This is a genomic window from Neobacillus sp. B24 (genome assembly GCF_055381825.1).
The window spans coordinates 5387942-5409350 of the sequence record NZ_AP035777.1; the positions used below are offsets into that span (position 1 = coordinate 5387942).

Here is a 21409-nt window from a genome sequence, read left to right on the forward strand (position 1 = left end):
CCCAAAACCAAGTAATCATGACTGTTTTTTTATAAGATGTTTTCGCAAATCAAAACCTAAATCAATTATACCTAATATCCCTATAATATAAAGAAAAATTGGAATAATGAATGAAACAACAGCCAAAGTGACCGAAAAACCTTTAGATATCCCTTTTACGTCAAAATAATAAAATAAAAAAGTATATCCCTGGAATATCATCAACATTTGCAAAATATATGTAAGGTTGAGTAATGCCGCAAACCAATAGGTGCCTTCCTGTGGATTTAACAGCATGCTGGCCAATAAAGTTAAAAGCAGCACCCAAAGCAAACTTTTGGGCAAGCGAATATCTTTAAATGCTTTCCATTTTTTCAGCTCAATGCCAAACCGTTTAATGATCGGATAATTTACTATTTGAATAATAAATACAATCAGAAAGGAAGACGCCACCAGTAAGGTTGGCAGCAGTGTTCTAATCAAATCAAAAGCATTTTTAAATTGTTGAATTGTTTTTTCTGCTTCCTTCTCCTGGCCGAGGCTTTTTAGCATATCAGCCGACATGTCGAGCGATTGCTTCATTGTAGTAACCATTTCATTAATAAAATCAATTTTAAAGAAAATGACGCTGACACCGTACATGATAATGAGGTTTACTAAAAATACAAAGGAACCTGCAAGCAGAACGCTGAATCTGTCTTTTTGCTTGCGTATCAATATTCCCATCACAACACCCGTTGTTCCAAAACCAACTGTGGTCGGGACGGAAAGGATGGAACCAGTAATCAACGAAAGGCCCATAGCCGCTGCCAAAAAGGTTAGTGTCCATTTCCAATCATTCTTGGCAGCAAAAAGGATAAATGGGAGCGGTAAAAACAAATTCAGAAATCCCAATAACGGAATATAGAACGTTATTAACATAATAACAGTAAAGATTGCCAAAAGCATGGCACCTTCTGTCAACTTACGGACATTTTTCACTTCTTCACCTCAAATACTTTAATTCAACTACTCTTAATTTTAGCCAGATACCTTCGTGTATTCAATGAAAAAAGAAAAAGGCAGTGGAGACGTGATACCCCCAACTGCCTTTTTCCATTTATAACCATACGTCGATAGTTAAAGACGTTTATTCTATCTTATTCACCTGCTACGAATGGTAACAATGCCATTTGACGAGCACGTTTGATAGCAACAGTAAGTTTACGCTGATATTTTGCGCTAGTACCTGTTACACGACGTGGTAAAATCTTTCCGCGCTCAGAGATGAATTTTTTTAGTAAATCCACATCTTTATAATCGATGCGAGTGATTCCGTTTGCTGTGAAATAGCACACTTTACGACGTTTTGCACGTCCGCCTTTACGTCCACCTGCCATGAAAATTCCCTCCTTTATTTAGGTTCATCCGTTCAAAATAAGGTTACCATTAGAATGGAAGATCATCGTCGGAAATGTCAATTTGACCGCTTCCAGCAAATGGATCATCATTCACTTTTGTATAACCTTGGTTGGAGTTTTGTCGTTGATTCTGATTACCGCCGCCGAATGGATTTCCTTGCGGTTCCATTGGTGGTTCGCCATAATGATCGTTGCTTCTTCCACCGCCGCCCGATGCATTTCTAGGCTCAAGGAATTGAACACTATCTGCTACAACCTCTGTAACATAAACACGTTTTCCATCTTGTCCATCATAGCTGCGGGTTTGAATCCGGCCATCAACACCTGCCAAGCTGCCCTTTTTCAAGAAGTTCGCCACATTTTCAGCTGGTTTACGCCAAACTACACAATTGATGAAGTCAGCTTCACGTTCTCCCTGCTGATTTGAAAATGTACGATTGACTGCTAAAGTAAAGGTAGCAACCGCAACACCATTCGGTGTATAACGAAGGTCAGGATCTTTGGTTAACCGTCCAACTAGCACAACGCGATTTAACATCAGAATCAACTCCTTTTTCCCTAAAGAAATGTTTCACGTGAAACATTTATATCTTAGTTTTCTTCTTTAATTACGATATGACGAATGATATCTTCGTTAATCTTTGCAAGACGAGCAAATTCTTGAACGGCTGCAGACGAAGATGTCGTTTTTACAATTTGGTAGTATCCGTCGCGGAAATCATTGATTTCGTAAGCTAGGCGGCGTTTACCCCAATCCTTCGTTTCAACAGCTTCAGCGCCATTTTCAGAAAGGATGTTGTTAAAACGCTCTACAAGAGCCTTTTTCGCTTCATCTTCAATGTTTGGACGGATGATGTACATGATTTCGTACTTGTTCATCACAGTCACCTCCTTTTGGTCTAAACGGCCCATATGCGGGCAAGGAGCAATTATTCATTACTCACAAGTTAAAATTATAGCATAGCCATTCGAGAAAAGCAACGCCCTTCACAAGAATGCCATTTTAAGGTTAAGAAAAAGAAGCCAACCGTTAAAGTCAGCTTCCAGTTGATTATACATTAAAACGGAAATGCATAACGTCCCCGTCTTTTACTTCATAGTCTTTACCTTCAAGGCGGACTTTTCCTGCTTCTTTAGCACCATTATGACTTCCGGCAGCCAGTAAATCGTCATAAGAAACGGTTTCTGCCCGAATAAAGCCGCGTTCAAAATCTGTATGAATGATGCCGGCACATTGCGGCGCTTTCATACCCTTTTTAAACGTCCAAGCACGAACTTCCTGAACACCAGCGGTAAAGTAAGTGGCTAAACCAAGCAGGCTGTACGCAGCCCGAATTAATTGATCGAGGCCAGATTCTTCAATACCAAGCTCTTCGAGGAACATCGCCTTTTCCTCGCCTTCAAGCTCAGCAATTTCCTCTTCGATTTTCGCACAAACGACAATCACTTCAGCATTATCATTTGCAGCGTAGTCACGTACCTTTTGAACATACTCATTCTCTGAAGGATTAGCGACATCGTCCTCGCCAACATTAGCCACGTAAAGCACTGGCTTAATCGTTAGCAAATGCAAGTTTTTCACAATTTTCATTTGCTCATCAGTAAATTCGACAGAACGAGCTGGCCTTTCTGCCTCAAAGGCCTCACGAAGCATGGATAATACCTCAAATTCTGCAACAGAATCTTTATCCTTTTGCTTGGCCAATTTTTCAACGCGGGTAATCCTTTTTTCAACTGACTCCATATCAGCAAGGATTAATTCCAAATTGATGGTCTCAATATCGGAAATAGGGTCCACTTTACCGGAGACATGGGTAATATTATCATCAGCGAAGCAGCGGACTACTTGACAAATGGCATCCACTTCACGGATATGAGAAAGAAACTTATTCCCTAATCCTTCACCTTTACTTGCACCTTTTACAATTCCGGCAATATCGGTAAATTCAAATGTTGTCGGAACAGTTTTTTTCGGCTGAACCAGTTCCGTCAGTTTTTGCAGGCGATGATCTGGCACTTCAACGATTCCAACATTCGGATCAATCGTACAGAAAGGATAGTTGGCCGATTCCGCTCCTGCCTGGGTGATTGCATTAAACAATGTTGACTTGCCTACATTCGGCAGCCCAACAATACCAGCTGTTAAAGCCATTCACGTTCACTCCTCAAGAAATTAATATCTATTTAAACTCACAAGTCATTTAAATACACAAGCCTTTCACAATTATAGGCATTTGTAAAAAAAAAGACAAGAAAGAATGGTGCTCTCTTCTCTTACTGAAAAATAATGAATCAAGTGACATTTTTCCAGGGTCAGAAAATCACTCCATTTTATCAACAATTTTCCACATTTTTCTCTATCTTTCTAGCATTTATGGTAAAATTTAATATAAATCTATTATTTTCTCCTCATTTTATGGGGAATTTTACATATTAATAGGAAAATATGTTTATTGTAGGAGGAGAAATGGAAACTACCGGATTGCCAAGCAGAGTTAAAAGGATTAAAGAATCGCGAACATCTACCAGTGTAATGAAAAAGGCCATATTGCCTACCATTTGTTTTGCTGCCCTTTCGACTGCTGCTTTCGAAGAGGCTGTTTTTGCAGAATCCAATTCAGCCCAAACTACCAACAATATCAAATATGTTAATACGGCAAATGGCTCTTTAAATATGAGAAATAGTGCTTCAACTTCCGCTGCCATCATTGCTTCTCTCAAAAAAGGAACTGCGGTAACAATTTACGCGGAATCAAACGGATGGGCGAAGATAAATGCAAACGGAAAAGTAGGGTATGTGAGTACAAGTTATTTATCAGCACAAGCTTCCGCCAATTATGCTGCGAAGCCACCCTCTGGAGTGATAACTAAATATGTTGAAGTAAATAAGGGTACACTTAATGTAAGAACCGCGGCCTCAACTAGTTCAGCAGTAATAGCTGCATTAACAAAAGGAACAGCCGTTACAGTGTATTCAGAAGCAAATGGCTGGGCGAAGGTAAATGTTAATGGAAAAGAAGGATATGTCAGTTCGAAATACTTAGCATCCCAGAATTCAAGCACTCCATCAGTGCCTGTAACACCGGTGACTCCGGCCCCTGCCCCTCAGGCTGCAGCACCCATTACTAAATATGTAAACGTTGGAAGCGGCTCACTAAATATGAGGAATGGCACTTCTACTAGTTCTTCTGTGATTGTAAAACTGGCAAAAGGCACCGGAGTGAAGGTACTTTCCGAATCTGCCGGATGGGCAAAGGTAGAGGTTTATGGAAAAACGGGCTATGTAAGCTCAGCCTATTTATCAGAGAATCCAAGTACTGTTAACAGTCCAGTTACAGTACCGGCGCCTACTACTACGAAATTCGTGAACGTAAGTCCCGGTTCCAGCTTAAATGTGAGAAAAGGTCCTTCTGCCACATCTGGCATTCTTACAAAACTTCCGGCCGGCACTGAGGTGACTTTATTTAGTGATGCAAATGGCTGGGCAAAAATTCAGGTAAATGGACAAGAAGGATATGTTAGTTCCGAATATCTTGCCCTGGCTAAATCTAACTCAAATTCCCAGCCGAAGGAAGAGCCCATTTCCGTTACCAAGTATGTGAATGTGAGTTTCGATACTTCTCTAAACATGCGCAAAACCGCCTCAATCGATGCATCTATTCTTGCTAAGATAGCCCGTGGAGTGCAAGTCACTGTCTTTTCGGAGTCGGATGGCTGGGCCAAGATTGAAGTTTACGGTCAAACTGGGTACGTAGATGCCCAATTCTTATCTGAAACAAAACCAGTTGCAGGCTCACAGCCAGTCGCTTCAGAAAATAATGGAACAGACACCACGACAGACAATGGATCGGAACATATTAACGATTTATCAAATAAAAAATATGTAAATGTAATATACGGATCGAGCTTAAACATGCGCTCAGAACCTTCCACAAAGTCGGACATTATCACAAAGCTGGCAAGAGGGACTATCGTTGTTGTCGATACGGAATTAAACGGCTGGTCAAAGGTTACGGCAAATGGTAAAACAGGCTATATTAGTTCGCAATATTTATCAACTACAGAACCTTTTAATCCAAACATGACAGACAAAACGGTTGAAAAAATTTATGAGAATTATAATATCAGCCTGGATGATATGGTAAAAATTGAAATGAAAGTCAGCCAGCAAACAGATAAAAAGTATGACACCTACTTACGAGCTGATGCATTGACGTTAAACAGCCCTACAACAGGGACTGTTACCGGATCAGTTTGGAATTTAAGAGGCGGACCCGGTATTGAAAATTGGGTAGTCGGTCAAGTAAATGGCAATGAAATTATCCAAATTCTTGATAAAGTAACAGGTTCGGACGGATATGAATGGTATAAGATTAGCTTTAATAAATCATGGGTAAATGCAAGTCCAAAAGATGTAGCTTACTATATTAATCCTAATAATTTTTTAACTAATACAGTTGATTCCTTGCAGTTTCTTAAACTATCGGTTTCAGCAAACCTTAATCCAGATGAGATCAATGAACGAATTCTATCTGGAAAAGGAATCCTACAAGGAATGGCGTCCTCCTTTGTAAAGGCAGGAAACATTTATGGAATTAATGAGATTTATTTAATTTCCCATGCTCTCCTCGAAACAAGCAATGGAACATCCCAGCTTGCTAGGGGGATAGAGGTTGATGGAAATAAAGTGTATAATATGTTCGGAATTGGGGCTTATGACAATTCAGCACTCGAAAGCGGTGCTAAGTTTGCCTATAATGCAGGATGGTTTACACCTGAGGCAGCCATTATTGGCGGGGCTCAATTTATTGCCAAAGGATATATTAATGCTGGACAAGATACACTTTATAAAATGAGATGGAATCCTAGCTCTGCTTCGACACTTGGCACTGCATCCCATCAGTATGCAACAGACATTGGCTGGGCGGCTAAACAAGTTTATCAAATCAATAATTTATATAGTTTGCTAGATTCATATAAACTATACCTTGAAATACCACAATATAAGTAGTTTAATAAAAGGACTTTCCATTATAATGGAAAGCCCTTTTTTCTCTTTTCTAAAGTTTTTCAAGATTAACGAGACAGTCATATAATGTGCTTCCAAGTCCGTTATCTGACTCATTGCTTGAGGTCAGGGTATTGACCGGGCCGCCAAACTGCTTCCAAATCCCTTCATCAATATTGATGGTGTTTGGATGTGCAGCAGGCAATATGGAAATATATCCTTTCACATTTCCGCGATTGTTCCATACGCGTACATAATCACCCGTAGCAAGCCCGAGGTCATCTGCAATGTTTTGGGCAATTTCTACCTTTATCTTCACGTCACCTTTTAACAGATGATAGTTTTGTGAATGATTAGACCGCATTGGGTGGATTGTCAGCAGGCTGTATGGAAACTCATCAGCCAGAGTTGGATTGGACCACTTTGATTCATCCGGGACCGCCAAAGTGAGCATGCCTGAATCCCCTTTCTGCTGACCTAGCATCGAGGTAAATTCAAACTTTCCTGTAGGTGTCATAAACTTCCGATCCTGCCACGGAATTTTAGCAACAGGCAGTTCCAACCTATGCTCCTGTTTTAATTTTTCAAGTGTCAGTCCATGCTCTTGCAATGGCTTTAACGTCATTTCCAGCCATTCATCCCGAGAGAAATTAAAGTCTAATCCAAAGCCTAGCCGATCTGCCAGCTCGCTCCAAATCGCCAAATCGGATTTTGCCTCACCAGGGGCATCAACCAGCTTTGGCCCGTAATTGATATAATGATGGTACATCGAGGAATAGTAAAAATCCTCTTCCTCAAATACTGTTGCAGCAGGCAGTATATAATCGGCCAGCATAGCGGTATCAGTCATAAATTGATCAATCACCACTAGAGTGTCTACTGATGAAAATGCCTTTTTTACAATATTGGAATCTGGAACCTGAGTAAGCGGGTTACCACAGGTGACAATGATCATTTTGATTTCCGGATCCATTGCCGCCAATATTCCCTCGGCTTGCTTCATAATTGAAAACAACCGGTGATTTTGCCTTCGATTTGGCAAGGTCAATTCATCAAAGGCAAAGCTTTGTCCAACCTGCAAATTGGCATAGTTAGCCCCGCCTCCAGGAATTCCAATATTTCCGCTTACCGCAACAAGAGCATCTATTAGTCGAATCGTATTTCCGCCATTCCGATAGCGCTGCAAGCCCAATCCCATATAGGTTGCAGTTGGTTTCTCACCATATATATACGCTAACTGCTTTATCGCCTCGACAGGCACTTCGGTCATTTTACTAACCTTATCGAGTGATATTTCATTTAGTGTTTCCATAAGGTCATTAAACCCGTAAGTGAACTGTTCAATAAATTCCCGGTCCTCCAAGCCTAACCGCAGCATTTCCTTCATAATTCCGGCAGCAAGGATACCGTCCATTCCCGGCTTAATTGTGATATGTTGATCAGCAATTTTGGCTGTCGCGTTATAAAGCGGGTCAATCACAATCAGCTTAGCGCCACGCTTTTTTGCCTCTACCAGCTTTTCATAAAAATGCATGTTCGTGCGTGCGACATTTCTGCCCCAAATGATAATATTTTTACTATTATAAACATCGTTAGGTTCATGGCTCCAGGCATTGCCGAAATCCCACTTTTGCGCTTCAATACCCGCTCCCCAGCATAGTGAACCGTAAAGTTCCGTTACCCCGCCATATAAATTAAAGAAACGCTGATCGAGATTTTTTAAAATACCGTTATTCGCATAATCATGACTGTGCAGCACTGCAGTAGTACCGTACTTTTGCTTAATTTCTAATAGTTTATCAGCAATCTCATTAAGCGCCTGTTCCCAGGAAATTTGTTGGAATTGGCCGTCTATTTTTTTTAACGGGTGCAGGAGCCGCTGCGATGAGTTTGTTCTTGTTTCCAACATTCGGCCCCGCCCGCAAATTTTCCCCTTTGTGATGGGGTGGTCAGGGTCGCCCTCGACTTTTATTACTTTGCCATGATCAATAGTTACGTTAAACCCACAGCTATCCCAGCAATTTAACGGACAAGCTGCTTTTACAACAGTCGCCATATCTCCACCCCCAACAAATTATTTCTTCTATCTTTTAATAATACTCTAAGATTAAAAAAGAAGCATGAAAATATTACCCTTCATGCTTCACAAGTATTTTCTTCATTTTTCGCCCAAACTCCTTGCGCGGAATCATGACACTATGTCCACAGCCTTCACATTTAATTCGTATATCCATGCCCATACGAATAACTTTCCAGCGATTCGTGCCGCATGGATGCTGTTTCTTCATTTCGACAACATCATTTAGCCCAAATTCCTTTTCCTCCATGACACATCTCCCCCTAAACACCTTTTCCAGGTTCTTTTGAAAACATAACAAGCCTTGGATACGGGATTTCAATTCCATGCTTGTCTAATTGATGCTTAACATCGCTGCGAATTTTACGGGCCACACCAAAATGTTTCATCGGTGCCGTTTCGGCGACAATTCGCAAAACGACCTCGTGCGGTCCAAAATTTTGAATTCCCAACAAATCAGGGCGTTTGACTAGTTCTTCATAACGACCAGGCAATGTATCAAGAAGTTCTTCAATCACCTTTTGGGCTTCATCAATATTCTCTTCATAAGCAATGCTGATGTCGACAACCGCAACACTATTGTTAATTGAAAAATTGGTTACCTCGATGATGCTGCCATTTGGAATGACATGTACTTCGCCTGTCCAGTTTTTTATCTTTGTCGTACGTAAACCAATGGCTTCAACATCACCCTCAAACTGTCCAATGCGCACATGGTCACCAACGGAAAATTGGTCCTCAAAAATAATAAAGAATCCGGTAATAACATCTTTCACCAAACTTTGTGCTCCAAAACCTACTGCCAGGCCAACAATTCCAGCCCCGGCTAGCAAAGCCTTCACATCAATATTAAAGACTGACAGGATTGTCATAAAAGCAATAAAGTACACGACATACGAAAGTATATTATCAAGAAGCTTCGATAATGTTTCCTCTCTTCTGGCATTCGTTCTTATCGGCGAGAGATTTCTTATTTTAAAAATGTTATGAATCGCGGCTTTGCCAATCCTAATTAAAATATTGGCTACAAGTAAGATCAGGATAATTTTTAGAATACCTTCGCCAAGGCTTATCCAAGTATCTTCATTTTGGAATTTATCAATTAATTTTTGAATACCCTTTTGAGTAAGAGTCTTATCATTAAGATCCAATCTAAGCACCTTCTTTCTCTTGCATCCACATTTATTTTAACAATTTTTTTATATAGATAATAGCAAAGTGATTTTTTCTTTTTTCTCCCTTACTCCACGTATAGATTTCCTGAATTTTCCGTATACTGTTAAAGCGTATTATTCACTTGAGGGAGTGGACTTAATGAATCTGAAGGCAAAACTGTTCAATCGGTTAGCCAAAACGCAGATCATGCATGACGAGCATCAAGCTGCTGAAACATTGGCTGAAGAATTGCTAGCAACTATTCCATCAGTAACAACACGGGCAATTTGTTTTGTCTGCATTGGCACCGACCGATCAACTGGTGATTCATTAGGCCCGCTTGTAGGTACACTGTTGGAAGAAAAGGATCCAGCCCCTTTTTATGTTTACGGGACATTGGATCAGCCCATTCATGCCGTAAACCTGGAGGACCGACTGAAAGAGATAATAGTTAAACATAGGGATCCCTATTTAATCGGTATCGATGCCTGCCTTGGCCGCATCAAAAATGTTGGTGTGATCCAGCTGGGGCATGGGCCGGTCAAGCCTGGAGCCGGGGTAAATAAAGAGCTGCCATCCGTAGGAGACATCCATATAACTGGTATCGTCAATGTCAGCGGGTTTATGGAATTCTTCGTTTTACAGAACACTCGATTAAATTTGGTCATGAAAATGGCAAAGACCATTGCCAATGGAATATATCAAGCAAGTTTGCAGTATCCAAGACATAGTTGGACGGAACTAGAGTGGATAGAGGAAGAAAAGACCAACTAATAAAAGAGCATCGCTTCCATTCAGCGACGCTCTTTTTTAATAATACAGATGATATGTATATAGGAGGCTCACAATAATGCCGACCACGACGATGCCAGGGAGGAGGTTGCCTACTTTGATTTTTGTCAGGCCTGTCATATTGAGTCCAATGGCAAATATCATGATTCCACCAGTTGCTGTCATTTCAACAATAAACTGATTCATTAATGCCTCTGGCACAAATCGATCAATCTGGGTGGCAAATAAGGCAATTAATCCTTGATAAAGCACGACTGGAATAGCCGAGAACATAACACCGATCCCAAGTGTAGTGGTTAGAATCAGGGATGTAAAACCATCAAGAAGCGATTTGGTATACAGGACATCATGATCCCCGCGAATTCCGCTGTCCAGCGCCCCAATAATCGCCATCGCACCGATGACGAAAATTAACGTAGCGGTTACAAACCCTTCCGATATACTTCCTTTACCATTGGTACCAATCTTGGTTTCCAGCCATTTCCCTAGATCATTTAATTTATCTTCCAGCCTAAGCAGTTCACCCAAAACAGCCCCTGCCACAAGACTAATGATAACGATAAGGAAATTTTCGCTTTTTAAGCCCATTTGCAGCCCTAACACCATGACAGCCAAACCAATGGCTTTCATGACCGTATCCTTCATATCTTCCGGGATTCGGTTTAACAGCCTTCCTAACAAAGTACCAATGACAATTAATAACCCATTCACTAGTGTTCCTAATAAAAACATTTCCGTTTCCCCTTTTTTCGCTTTACGAAATGATAATAGTATAAACCTATCATTTTTTGATATGGATGAAAAGAAAAAAAACCATCCTTCACGATGGTTTATAGCTCTTCACTTTGACCCAATAACTCCAAAATCCGTTCTAGGTCTTCTTCAGTAAAAAATTCAATTTCAATTTTACCTTTATGTTTGTTCTTTTTAATATGGACGGATGTACCAAACCGTTCCCGTAAGGAATGTTCCCGTTCGATGAGAAAGACATCCTTTTTCTGTTCCGGCTTTTTTGTTTCACGTGGAACATTTTCATTGATTTGCTGAATCCATTTTTCCAATTGACGGACGTTCAGTGACTCCTGCATCACCTTCTCTACTACCGCTGGAAGCTTAGCCTTTTGTCGTAACCCTAATAAAGCACGGCCATGTCCCATCGTAATGTTTCCATCTGAAATTAATTCTTGTATTTTCGGAGGAAGGGAGAGGAGGCGGATATGGTTCGCGATATGCGGCCTGCTTTTTCCTAAGCGCTTGGCGACTTCTTCCTGAGTCAGCTTTAGCTTGTCCATTAATGTTTGATAAGCAATTGCCTCTTCAATTGGGTTTAAATCCTCACGCTGCAGGTTTTCGAGCACGGCCAATTCCATCATTTGCTGCTCGGATAACTCACGGACAACACAAGGGACGGTTTCAAGCTTTGCTTCCTTCGCAGCGCGATATCGCCGCTCACCGACGACAATCTCATAACCCTTAATGCTTTTTCTGACAATAATAGGCTGGAGAATACCATGCTCTAAAATGGAAGCTTTTAATTCCTCAATCGCTTCTTGTTGAAAGTGTTTGCGAGGCTGGTACGGATTAGGACGCAATTCATTCAATTTAATTTCCTGGACCGCCTCTTCCTTTTCGGCCTCCATATTAAAAAATGCATTCAGCCCTTTTCCCAAGCCTTTAGCCATTTGCGACCACTTCCTTTGCCAATTCTAAATATACTTCTGCACCACGGGATCTCGAATCATAGGTAATGATTGGTTCGCCGTGGCTTGGAGCCTCACTTAGACGCACATTTCTTGGAATGATGGTTTTATAGACTTTATCCTGAAAGTACTTTTTGACTTCCTCAATAACCTGAATACCGAGATTAGTTCTCGCATCCAGCATCGTTAATAGCACACCTTCGATTTTTAAATCTGAGTTTAAATGCTTTTGTACAAGCCGAACCGTATTTAGCAGTTGGCTTAAGCCTTCCAGTGCATAATACTCACACTGTACTGGAATTAAGACCGCATCGGAAGCAGTTAATGCATTGATGGTCAAAAGCCCTAAAGATGGAGGACAATCGATGATAACATAATCAAATTGATCCTTCACTTCTTCAAGTGCCCGCTTCAGGCGAACCTCTCTTGAGATGGTCGGAACAAGTTCAATTTCTGCACCCGCCAGCTGAATCGTTGCCGGAATAGCATATAGATTCTCGACTGCTGATGGCTTAATTACATCTTTCGCTTCGACATCATCGACTAAAACATCATATATACACTGATCTACTTCTGCCTTTTCAATTCCAATCCCGCTTGTTGCATTTCCTTGCGGGTCAATGTCGACTAACAAGACACGCTTTCCTATATGTGCTAAGCAGGCGCCCAGGTTGACAGAGGTAGTGGTTTTCCCAACTCCGCCTTTTTGGTTCGCGATTGCAAGGATTTTACCCACGATGCCACCTACCCTTTTTTTCTTTAAAAGTATGATTCTGTGATTCTACTAATTTACCAGAAGTCCTTATGGGGTTATTATCCGTCAAAAGGAAGGTAAAGTAAAATTTCATTCCTCTATTTTATCATGAAATAGGACGGATGTTATTTATTTTCAAAAAATATTCCAACAACTAAAATGGTTTATATTGGTTTTACGAGGGGCATGCCATCATTTGTTCAAAAAATAAGAACCAAACATAATAGTTGTCTGGTTCATCGTTATAGGTGCCTATTATTTTTTCTTCGGTATCCGAATGGTAAATTGATAGTAATCCTCAAATTCTTCCTCATCAGAGTCCAGATTTATGCCGCTATCAGAAACCATGGAAAGTGATTGCCGAATTGTATTGACGGCAATTCGCATATCTTTACTAAAGGCTTTTCGCTTTGGTTTTGGCTTGGCATTTTTTTGTTCAAGAATTTTGGTGACACGGTCTTCCGTTTGCTTGACGTTAAAATTTTTCTCAATAACCTCCGCCAGTAATTCTACTTGTTTTTCCGGATTCTTTAGCGGAATTAACGCGCGTGCATGGCGCTCGGTAATCACTTTATTTAACAGCGCTTCCTGAACAGGCTGCGGCAATTTCAACAGTCGCAGTTTGTTGGCAACTGTTGACTGCCCCTTTCCGAGACGCTGGGCTAATGCTTCTTGGGTTAAGTTGTGAAGTTCAAGCAATTTCCCATAGGCAATTGCTTCTTCAATCGGGGACAATTCTTCACGCTGTAAATTCTCAATCAGCGCAACAGAGGCCGTTTCGGTATCGTTCATATTTTTGACGATGGCCGGCACTTCAGTCCAACCGAGTTTTTTCATCGCTCGCCAGCGGCGTTCCCCGGCGATAATTTCATATTTATCAGCAGCAAATTCTCTTACGACAATCGGCTGAATAATCCCATGTATGTGAATTGTTCTTGATAATTCTTCAATTTTATCTTCATCAAAAACAGTCCGTGGCTGAAACCGGTTAGGAATAATTTGATTAATCGGTATTTTTTTTATTTCTTCGTTTCGTTCTATGTTTAGGTCTTCATCAAGCTCCATTGTTTGTTCTCCCTTTTCTCCAAAACCAAAAAAGCGTGAAAACGAGTTCTTCATCCCCAACACCACCTTCATGAAATCCCTTTTACTAATTCGCTATGCAACTGTAATCCTCCTGCCTAGAATAACATTTTTACTATAAAAATGTTAGCCCCCCTGACAGGAAAGGCTGACAGAATGCCAATTAACGAGTTTTACTCAATCGGTGTTTTCCCAGGAGTACCGGGCTTTCGCGGGTATTTCTTTGGTGTTTGCTTTTCCTTTTTGACGACAATGATCGTCCGTTCGAATTGTTCAATCGGCAATGTAAAGGTAAACTGATTTTCGAGTTTCCCGCCAAGTGCAGCAATGGCTTTTTGGCCAGCTTTTAATTCTTCCTCCGCATTGATTGCCTTTAGGGCAATAAAATGCCCCCCTACCCTAACAAGCGGCAGGCATAGTTCGCTTAAAACAGACATTCTTGCCACCGCTCTGGCGGTAACCACATCGAATTGTTCCCTATACTTTGGATTGACTCCAAAAGTTTCAGCACGATCATGGACAAATTGGACATTTTCCAAATTAAGAATGTTGGATAAGTGATTTAAAAAGGATATCCGTTTATTAAGTGAATCGACGATCGTCAATTGGATTTGCGGAAAAATGATTTTTAACGGAATACTCGGAAACCCGGCACCAGCCCCAACATCACAAAGATGAAAGGGCTTGGTAAAATCATAATAAAATGCCGCTGCAATTGAATCGTAAAAATGCTTTAGATACACGTCGCCTTTTTCCGTGATAGCCGTTAAATTGATTTTTTCATTCCATTCAACAAGCGTCTCATAGTATTTTTCAAATTGATCTAACTGGGTACTCGATAGAGAAATGCCTTTTTCCTGAAGGTTTGCTGCAAATTGTTCAACATTCATAGATTTTTCCTCACTAACTTAGTCATGTCTAGCCGCCGCTTTTCTAATTCGAAACCCTGGCAATTTTCCCTTGCTCCAAATAAACGAGCAAAATGGAAATGTCAGCAGGATTAACACCGGATATTCTTGATGCCTGGGCCAATGTCAGCGGTCTAATTTTCTTCAGCTTTTGTTTGGCTTCTGTTGCAAGACCTGAAATTGCGTCATAATCAATATTTTCCGGTATCTTTTTGTCTTCCATTTTTCTTAATCGCTCAACCTGCTGCAGCGACTTATCAATATAACCCTCGTATTTAATTTGAATCTCTACTTGTTCCTTCACATCATCATCCAACTGTACTTCCGGTTTAGTGAGGGTTTCTAACAGTCCATATGACATCTCAGGGCGCTTTAACAAATCCGATGCGCGGATGCCGTCTTTTAAAGCACTGCCGCCGATGCTGCTAATTAATTCTTGCACCTGGGAGGATGGTTTTAAAATAATTGACTTCAATCGCTCAATTTCTGTCTCAATTGCCGCCTTTTTCGCTAAAAATGCCTGATAGCGCTCCTGTTTAATTAAACCGAGTTGATGACCAATTTCTGTTAACCGTAAATCGGCATTATCATGTCTTAGTAACAAGCGGTATTCTGCACGTGAAGTCAACAGGCGGTAAGGTTCGTTTGTCCCCTTTGTAATCAAGTCATCGATTAACACACCAATATAGGCATCGGAACGGCTTAGCACAACCTCTTCACGGCCAAGCGCATTTGTCCCGGCATTGATTCCTGCCATTAGTCCTTGGCCCGCTGCTTCTTCATAGCCGGATGTTCCATTAATCTGACCGGCAGTATATAGATTTTTGACAACCTTTGTTTCCAACGTCGGCCATAACTGGGTCGGGACTATCGCATCATACTCAATGGCATATCCTGCCCGCATCATTTGTGCATTTTCTAACCCTGGTACGGTCTTAATAATTTGCTGTTGCACATCCTCCGGCAAGCTGGTCGATAAACCTTGGACATATACTTCTTTTGTATTTCTTCCCTCTGGCTCGAGGAAAATTTGATGGCGCGGTTTATCGTTAAAACGAACAACTTTGTCTTCAATCGATGGGCAATATCGTGGACCGGTTCCTTTAATCATCCCAGAAAACATCGGTGAGCGATGCAAGTTCTGGTCAATAATTGAATGGGTTCGATCGTTTGTATAAGTAAGCCAGCATGGCAGCTGGTCGGTTATATATTTTGTTGTTTCATAGGAAAAAGCCCTTGGCTCTTCATCGCCCGGCTGGATTTCCGTTTTACTGTAATCAATTGTATTGCTGTTGACCCTTGGAGGCGTTCCGGTTTTAAAGCGGACTAGCTCAAAGCCAAGCTGCTCCAAGTGTTGTGAAAGTTTAATCGATGGCTGCTGATTATTTGGGCCACTGGAATATTTCAATTCTCCAATAATAATTTCACCGCGCAAAAAGGTACCAGTTGTGATCACTACCGTTTTTGAACGATAGACACCACCTGTTTTGGTGATAACACCTTTGCAGATGCCATCTTCAACAATTAATTCTTCAACCATTCCTTGAAGCAATGTTAGGTTTGTTTCTTCCTCAAGTGTTTTTTTCATTTCATGCTGATAGGCAAATTTATCTGCCTGTGCTCTCAATGCCCGGACAGCCGGACCTTTCCCGGTATTCAGCATCCTGATTTGGATCAGCGTTTTATCAATATTTTTCGCCATTTCCCCGCCAAGAGCATCTATTTCCCGGACAACAATTCCCTTTGCCGGACCACCAACGGAAGGGTTGCATGGCATGAACGCTACCATATCTAAATTGATGGTAATCATCAATGTTTTTGCACCCAACCGTGCCGCCGCAAGGCCAGCCTCACATCCAGCATGACCGGCACCTACGACAATAACGTCGTAACTTCCTGCTTCGTATTGCATCTTTGTTCCTCCTTTTCCGTTTTTCCCAAACGGAAACGTTACTTCTAAATTTATTTTAACAGCCAACGCATCGTGCCGTGCGGCCTATTTACCCAAACAAAATTGTGAAAATAGCTGATCAATCAAACTTTCGTGGACACTGTCGCCAATAATTTCACCTAACAGTTCCCACGTACGCGTTAAATCAATTTGGACCATATCAATTGGAGTATTGATTTCTACTGCACTAATCGCATCCTCTATCGCTTGCAAGCTTTGATTTAACAAAGCAATATGACGGCTATTGGAGACATAGGTAACGTCCTTGGCTTCTATGGAGCCGGCAAAAAATAGTGATGAAATTGCTTCCTCAAGCTCATCAACACCACGGTCCTCGAGCAGCGACGTCGTTACCAATTTATAATCCTTGGCCAGCTCCTTTACCCGCTCCAAATCAATTTGCTGCGGCAGGTCGGTTTTATTAATAATGACAATGACGTCCATTCCTTTTACAGCTTGGAACAGGTTTTCATCCTCTTTTGTCAATTGGTCAGAATAATTTAGCACTAGCAGAATCAAATCTGCTTCTTTTAACACTTGCCGTGAGCGCTCCACACCGATCCGCTCGACAATATCCTCCGTTTCCCGGATGCCGGCTGTATCCAACAGCCTGAGCGGTACACCGCGGACATTTACATACTCTTCTATAACATCGCGCGTTGTCCCGGGAATATCAGTCACAATTGCCTTGTTCTCCTGTACAAGGCTGTTAAGTAATGACGATTTACCGACATTTGGCCTGCCGATAATCACAGTGGAAAGTCCCTCACGTAAGATCTTCCCTTGCTCCGATGTATGCAGGAGCTTAGTTATTTCCTCCCGGACAAAATGGGCCTTTGGCAGCAGCATGGAATGGGTCATTTCCTCAACATCATCATATTCGGGATAATCAATATTCACCTCGATATGGGCGAGTATTTCCAATACTTCCTGTCTTAATCTCTTAATTAACTTGGACAAACGTCCTTCCATTTGACCAAGTGCCACATTCATAGCACGATCTGTTTTTGCCCTGATTAAATCCATTACCGCTTCTGCTTGAGATAAATCAATCCGGCCATTTAAAAAGGCTCGCTTTGTAAATTCCCCCGGCTCAGCCAGTCTTGCTCCATTACTTAAGACAAGCTGAAGCACCCGGTTAACCGAAACAATTCCACCATGGCAATTTATTTCCACTACATCCTCTTTTGTAAACGTCTTTGGCCCTTTCATAATTGAAACCATTACTTCTTCGACTACTTGGCCATCCTTCGGATTTTGCAGATGCCCATAGTGAATAGTATGGCTGCCCATTTCCGAAAGTTTTTTTCTATTTATGCTTTTAAATAGTTTGTCTGCAATCGGGATTGCTTCGTCCCCGCTTAAGCGGACAATGGCAATTGCCCCTTCCCCCATCGGCGTCGAGATTGCCGCAATTGTATCAAACTCCACTTGTTTCACCTCACTACTTTACCTTCATCCTTACAGTTTTGCTCAGAAAAAATAGAATATCACAAAAAAGCCAGCCTTTCATTAAACTGACTTTTACTTAGCTTAAGCTTCGCAAGCATAAAATCAACTATATCTCATTATCCAATCGGCGAGTTTCCATTTATCCACACTTGAAAATAATCACTGTATTATTTTAACTTATCCACATGTGAATAACAATAAAACACATTTTCCTTACAAAAAAGTTATTCACAGTACTTTTTTAAAAAAGTCAGGACAATTCTTCTTAGCGCAAATTAAAAACACCCTATCCAAAACTGGACAGGGTGTTTTCCTTACGTATTATCTTCTTATTGGTGAAATCACCACATGGCGATGGGGTTCAGTTCCATCGGAAAGGGTTTTAACCCGCTTGTTTTCTGCTAAAGCGGTATGAATCACCTTGCGCTCATAGGAAGGCATCGGTTCTAACGCAACATCTTTTCCAGTCTTGATTGCCTTTTGAGCCAGGCGCTGCGCAAGCTGGATCAGTGTTTCACTTCGTCTGTTCCGGTAATCCTCGGCATCTAGAATCACATTTAGATATTGTTCGGAATGGCGATTAATTACAAGCTGTGTCAAATATTGAAGCGAATTCAATGTTTGGCCGCGCTTGCCAATTAATAAGGCAATTTTTTCACCAGATAAAACCAAATGAACCTGCTTGCCATCTTGCTTGGCTTCAACTTCAACCTCGGCACCCATTTGCATGCTAACCTGAGTCAAGAATTTCTTCGCCTCTTCAATTGGATCGATAATAATGGTTACCTTGACCACTGCCGGCCGTGAACCAAAAATACCAAATATCCCTTTCTTGCCTTCGTCAATAATGTTTACATCTGCGCGGTCTTTTGTTGTCTTTAATTGAGCTAAAGCTGATTCTACTGCTTCTTCGACTGTTTGTCCTGTAGCAGTTACCTGTTTCACTTTTTTGCTCCTCCCGCTTTACCGGCGGCTGTCGCCTTAAGATCCGGTCCTTTAATGAAATATGTTTGTACAATCATAAAAATATTCCCTACTACCCAGTATAATGAAAGTGCTGCCGGGAAGCTGATCGCAAACACAACAATCATAATTGGCATCATCCATAGCATCATCGCCATTTGCGGATTATGCTCTTGGCCTGCCATCATAATTTTTTGCTGAATAAATGTGGTAATACCGGCAACAATCGGCAAAATATAGTAAGGATCCTTTTCCCCTAAATCAAACCACAGGAAATTATCCTGGGCGATTTCCCTTGTTCGCATAATCGCATGATAAAAACCAATTAAAATCGGCATTTGGACTATCAACGGGAAACAGCCGGCCATCGGGTTTACCCCGTGCTTTTGGAATAAGGCCATTGTTTCCTGCTGCAGCTTTTGCTGCGTTTTTTGGTCTTTTGAGCTGTATTTTTCACGCAAAGCTTTCATTTCTGGCTGCAGTGCCTGCATTGCTTTTGAGCTCTTTGTCTGCTTAATCATTAATGGTAAAATCGCTAAACGAATTAAGATGGTAACCACAATAATTGAGAGACCAAAGTTACCTCCCATCAAATGTGCCGCTTCTTTAATCAGCCACGATAACGGATAAACAATATATTCATTCCAAAATCCTGTACTTTCCGTATTAATCGGTTTATTGACTTCACTGCAGCCTGTCAGCAGCAGGAATACGAAAAGCATTCCGAATAACAGTAATATTCGTTTTTTCAACCAGTTTTTCCTCCTTGCAACAAATCTTTATGTATATTTCAACATTATAGCGTTTTCAAAGAATATTTTAACATTTCCAAACGATACTTGTCTTTATTGCACTACAAATTCCACCTAAACATCACAATTATTGCCTAAAGATTTTTCTTCAAAACCTTTCCTACCTTTAGCACATGAATTAAGCTGTTCTTTATCTCAAAAAAATCCATGTCAGCAGCCGGTTTCCTGGCGATGATCACATAGTCATTACCATAGGCTAGTTGATCTTTTAGTTCAAATATGGCTTGTCTTATGTATCGTTTTATTCTATTGCGCGTTACTGCGTTGCCCAGCTTTTTGCTGACAGACAGTCCAATCCGGAAGTCAGTTTGTCCCTCTTTTTCGAGGCAGTAAACGACAAATTGCCGATTGGCAAACGACCGCCCTTTTTGAAAAACTGTTTGAAAGTCCTGGTTCCTTTTAATTCGGAGCTCCTTTTTCATCTTACTCGAGCTTTCCTCCTTATTGATAAGGCCCTGAAAAATAGTCTGTTGATTTACGCTCCAGGCGCATGCGGTTAGTGGGCGGTTCAGGGAGCGTCCTCGGCGCAAGCGCCTGTGAAAGTCTCCCCTGTCCCGTACTCCCACTGGAGTCATCGCGCCTTCCGCTCCAATCAACAGAAAGCCCGATCAACAGTACGTTTTAAAATGGTTATTGAAAAAAAGACCACTGAGACGTTTCAGTGGTCTATGCTGATAATACTTTTCTTCCTTTACGACGGCGACGAGCAAGAACCTTACGTCCGTTTGCTGAACTCATACGGCTGCGGAATCCGTGAACCTTGCTGTGCTTACGCTTATTTGGTTGATATGTTCTTTTCATATATGACACCTCCCTGAAAGGATAGCCCTTAAATTCAAATCAAAATGACAGTCTTACTTATTATAAAGATGTCTACTTTATATTGTCAACCACTCTGTATTTCCAAATTCACCCGAGAATGAAATGTCTACTTTTGCCTCATACCTAAAAATAATAAAAAAACGAAATTCCTGCAGCAAAATAGCTTGTGGATAAAAAATCGACAAATTTTTCACTATCCACACAAGATATTGACAGCTTTTTCACAAACTATCAACCTGTGGACAATTATTGTGCACAGGTTGTATTGGGTGTGGATAAACTTTGAAAAACCATTGCATACCTAGCTATTATTTGATATTATAGTTGTGTTTTCACCCTGAATAACTTCAACCTCATTTAGTGTTATCCACAAATTGTGGATAACATGTGGACAGGTTATTCAACGGTTCTGTAAAAACTTGTCCACAAGAGGTGGATATTGTCGAAACTCCACATTATTTCCTTATTATATGTTTTCCACAATCATCGTTTCGTATAATTATAAATTAATAGGATGTATTCCATGGATTAAACGTTATTTCACTAAAATATT

General features: G+C 41.0%; 21 protein-coding genes. 2 read left to right on the top strand and 19 right to left on the bottom strand.

The genetic code is table 11. The annotated features are described in order from the left end of the window. Positions 1-15: 15 nt before the first annotated feature. From ACZ43M_RS26490 to ychF, 5 genes are all read right to left on the bottom strand, one after another. The gene (locus ACZ43M_RS26490; RefSeq protein ID WP_464505495.1) at positions 16-960 is read right to left on the bottom strand and encodes a YybS family protein; all 945 of its coding nucleotides are present in this window, start codon (positions 958-960) and stop codon (positions 16-18) included. 158 nt (positions 961-1118) lie between these two features. Further along, a complete protein-coding gene (gene rpsR, locus ACZ43M_RS26495) occupies positions 1119-1358 on the bottom strand; it encodes a 30S ribosomal protein S18 (protein WP_007088219.1) in 240 nt (79 codons plus the stop codon). Positions 1359-1407: 49 nt separating this feature from the next. Further along, entirely contained in the window at positions 1408-1917 is a 510-nt protein-coding gene (gene ssb / locus ACZ43M_RS26500) for a single-stranded DNA-binding protein (RefSeq protein WP_464505496.1), read from the bottom strand. A gap of 53 nt (positions 1918-1970) precedes the next feature. Continuing rightward, on the bottom strand, positions 1971-2258 hold the full coding sequence (gene rpsF / locus ACZ43M_RS26505) for a 30S ribosomal protein S6 (RefSeq protein WP_464505497.1): 288 nt from the start codon (positions 2256-2258) through the stop codon (positions 1971-1973). A gap of 172 nt (positions 2259-2430) precedes the next feature. Then, entirely contained in the window at positions 2431-3531 is a 1101-nt protein-coding gene (gene ychF, locus ACZ43M_RS26510; RefSeq protein WP_464505498.1) for a redox-regulated ATPase YchF, read from the bottom strand. A 315-nt stretch (positions 3532-3846) separates the two neighbouring features. Here ychF and ACZ43M_RS26515 point away from each other — a divergent pair, with 315 nt between their 5' ends. Further along, positions 3847-6390 (top strand): SH3 domain-containing protein, encoded by a 2544-nt coding sequence (locus ACZ43M_RS26515; protein WP_464505499.1) that lies wholly within the window; start codon positions 3847-3849, stop codon positions 6388-6390. A gap of 49 nt (positions 6391-6439) precedes the next feature. On the opposite strand, the gene ACZ43M_RS26520 is transcribed toward ACZ43M_RS26515, so the two are convergent. The 3 genes from ACZ43M_RS26520 to ACZ43M_RS26530 form a co-directional block, all read right to left on the bottom strand. Beyond that, positions 6440-8443 carry a molybdopterin-dependent oxidoreductase gene (locus ACZ43M_RS26520; protein WP_464505500.1) on the bottom strand — a complete coding sequence of 668 codons (2004 nt, stop codon included), beginning with the start codon at positions 8441-8443 and terminating at the stop codon, positions 6440-6442. 73 nt (positions 8444-8516) lie between these two features. Further along, positions 8517-8714, bottom strand: coding sequence for a DUF951 domain-containing protein (locus ACZ43M_RS26525; protein ID WP_464505501.1), 198 nt, complete (start codon positions 8712-8714; stop codon positions 8517-8519). A 13-nt stretch (positions 8715-8727) separates the two neighbouring features. Continuing rightward, positions 8728-9615, bottom strand: coding sequence for a mechanosensitive ion channel family protein (locus ACZ43M_RS26530; protein WP_464505502.1), 888 nt, complete (start codon positions 9613-9615; stop codon positions 8728-8730). Between the two features lie 163 nt (positions 9616-9778). Between ACZ43M_RS26530 and yyaC the strand changes: the two genes are divergently transcribed. Continuing rightward, positions 9779-10393 (top strand): spore protease YyaC, encoded by a 615-nt coding sequence (gene yyaC, locus ACZ43M_RS26535; protein WP_464505503.1) that lies wholly within the window; start codon positions 9779-9781, stop codon positions 10391-10393. A gap of 36 nt (positions 10394-10429) precedes the next feature. Here the strand turns inward: yyaC and ACZ43M_RS26540 are convergent, their stop codons facing one another. The 11 genes from ACZ43M_RS26540 to rpmH all read right to left on the bottom strand — a co-directional run bounded on the left by ACZ43M_RS26540 (position 10430) and on the right by rpmH (position 20835). Next, a complete protein-coding gene (locus tag ACZ43M_RS26540; protein WP_464505504.1) occupies positions 10430-11143 on the bottom strand; it encodes a DUF554 domain-containing protein in 714 nt (237 codons plus the stop codon). A 98-nt stretch (positions 11144-11241) separates the two neighbouring features. Further along, the gene (locus ACZ43M_RS26545; protein WP_464505505.1) at positions 11242-12093 is read right to left on the bottom strand and encodes a ParB/RepB/Spo0J family partition protein; all 852 of its coding nucleotides are present in this window, start codon (positions 12091-12093) and stop codon (positions 11242-11244) included. Further along, positions 12086-12847: a ParA family protein gene (locus ACZ43M_RS26550; RefSeq protein WP_464505506.1), complete on the bottom strand. Its 762-nt coding sequence runs from the start codon at positions 12845-12847 to the stop codon at positions 12086-12088. The genes ACZ43M_RS26545 and ACZ43M_RS26550 overlap by 8 nt, the downstream gene beginning before the upstream one ends. A gap of 273 nt (positions 12848-13120) precedes the next feature. Beyond that, positions 13121-13984, bottom strand: coding sequence for a nucleoid occlusion protein (noc, locus tag ACZ43M_RS26555; protein ID WP_464505507.1), 864 nt, complete (start codon positions 13982-13984; stop codon positions 13121-13123). Positions 13985-14121: 137 nt separating this feature from the next. Beyond that, positions 14122-14838, bottom strand: a complete 717-nt coding sequence (gene rsmG, locus ACZ43M_RS26560) for a 16S rRNA (guanine(527)-N(7))-methyltransferase RsmG (protein ID WP_464505508.1) — start codon at positions 14836-14838, stop codon at positions 14122-14124. Positions 14839-14881: 43 nt separating this feature from the next. Continuing rightward, positions 14882-16768, bottom strand: a complete 1887-nt coding sequence (mnmG, locus tag ACZ43M_RS26565; RefSeq protein ID WP_464505509.1) for a tRNA uridine-5-carboxymethylaminomethyl(34) synthesis enzyme MnmG — start codon at positions 16766-16768, stop codon at positions 14882-14884. An 84-nt stretch (positions 16769-16852) separates the two neighbouring features. Continuing rightward, positions 16853-18238, bottom strand: a complete 1386-nt coding sequence (mnmE, locus tag ACZ43M_RS26570; RefSeq protein WP_464505510.1) for a tRNA uridine-5-carboxymethylaminomethyl(34) synthesis GTPase MnmE — start codon at positions 18236-18238, stop codon at positions 16853-16855. 342 nt (positions 18239-18580) lie between these two features. Next, positions 18581-19204 carry an RNA-binding cell elongation regulator Jag/EloR gene (gene jag / locus ACZ43M_RS26575; RefSeq protein WP_464505511.1) on the bottom strand — a complete coding sequence of 208 codons (624 nt, stop codon included), beginning with the start codon at positions 19202-19204 and terminating at the stop codon, positions 18581-18583. Next, on the bottom strand, positions 19201-19974 hold the full coding sequence (gene spoIIIJ, locus ACZ43M_RS26580) for a YidC family membrane integrase SpoIIIJ (RefSeq protein WP_464505512.1): 774 nt from the start codon (positions 19972-19974) through the stop codon (positions 19201-19203). Before spoIIIJ ends, jag begins: the two co-directional genes overlap by 4 nt. A gap of 134 nt (positions 19975-20108) precedes the next feature. Then, a complete protein-coding gene (gene rnpA / locus ACZ43M_RS26585; protein ID WP_464505513.1) occupies positions 20109-20456 on the bottom strand; it encodes a ribonuclease P protein component in 348 nt (115 codons plus the stop codon). 244 nt (positions 20457-20700) lie between these two features. Further along, entirely contained in the window at positions 20701-20835 is a 135-nt protein-coding gene (gene rpmH / locus ACZ43M_RS26590) for a 50S ribosomal protein L34 (RefSeq protein WP_066059809.1), read from the bottom strand. Positions 20836-21409: the final 574 nt, after the last annotated feature.

Coding starts and splice junctions, on each gene's coding strand:
- ACZ43M_RS26545 (WP_464505505.1), bottom strand. CDS start 12,093: ATGGCTAAAGGCTTGGGAAAAGGGCTGAATGCATTTTTTAATATGGAG.
- rpmH (WP_066059809.1), bottom strand. CDS start 20,835: ATGAAAAGAACATATCAACCAAATAAGCGTAAGCACAGCAAGGTTCAC.
- ACZ43M_RS26515 (WP_464505499.1), top strand. CDS start 3,847: ATGGAAACTACCGGATTGCCAAGCAGAGTTAAAAGGATTAAAGAATCG.
- rsmG (WP_464505508.1), bottom strand. CDS start 14,838: ATGAATGTTGAACAATTTGCAGCAAACCTTCAGGAAAAAGGCATTTCT.
- ychF (WP_464505498.1), bottom strand. CDS start 3,531: ATGGCTTTAACAGCTGGTATTGTTGGGCTGCCGAATGTAGGCAAGTCA.
- noc (WP_464505507.1), bottom strand. CDS start 13,984: ATGAAGAACTCGTTTTCACGCTTTTTTGGTTTTGGAGAAAAGGGAGAA.
- rnpA (WP_464505513.1), bottom strand. CDS start 20,456: ATGAAAAAGGAGCTCCGAATTAAAAGGAACCAGGACTTTCAAACAGTT.
- yyaC (WP_464505503.1), top strand. CDS start 9,779: ATGAATCTGAAGGCAAAACTGTTCAATCGGTTAGCCAAAACGCAGATC.
- ssb (WP_464505496.1), bottom strand. CDS start 1,917: ATGTTAAATCGCGTTGTGCTAGTTGGACGGTTAACCAAAGATCCTGAC.
- rpsF (WP_464505497.1), bottom strand. CDS start 2,258: ATGAACAAGTACGAAATCATGTACATCATCCGTCCAAACATTGAAGAT.
- mnmG (WP_464505509.1), bottom strand. CDS start 16,768: ATGCAATACGAAGCAGGAAGTTACGACGTTATTGTCGTAGGTGCCGGT.
- ACZ43M_RS26525 (WP_464505501.1), bottom strand. CDS start 8,714: ATGGAGGAAAAGGAATTTGGGCTAAATGATGTTGTCGAAATGAAGAAA.
- rpsR (WP_007088219.1), bottom strand. CDS start 1,358: ATGGCAGGTGGACGTAAAGGCGGACGTGCAAAACGTCGTAAAGTGTGC.
- ACZ43M_RS26520 (WP_464505500.1), bottom strand. CDS start 8,443: ATGGCGACTGTTGTAAAAGCAGCTTGTCCGTTAAATTGCTGGGATAGC.
- ACZ43M_RS26540 (WP_464505504.1), bottom strand. CDS start 11,143: ATGTTTTTATTAGGAACACTAGTGAATGGGTTATTAATTGTCATTGGT.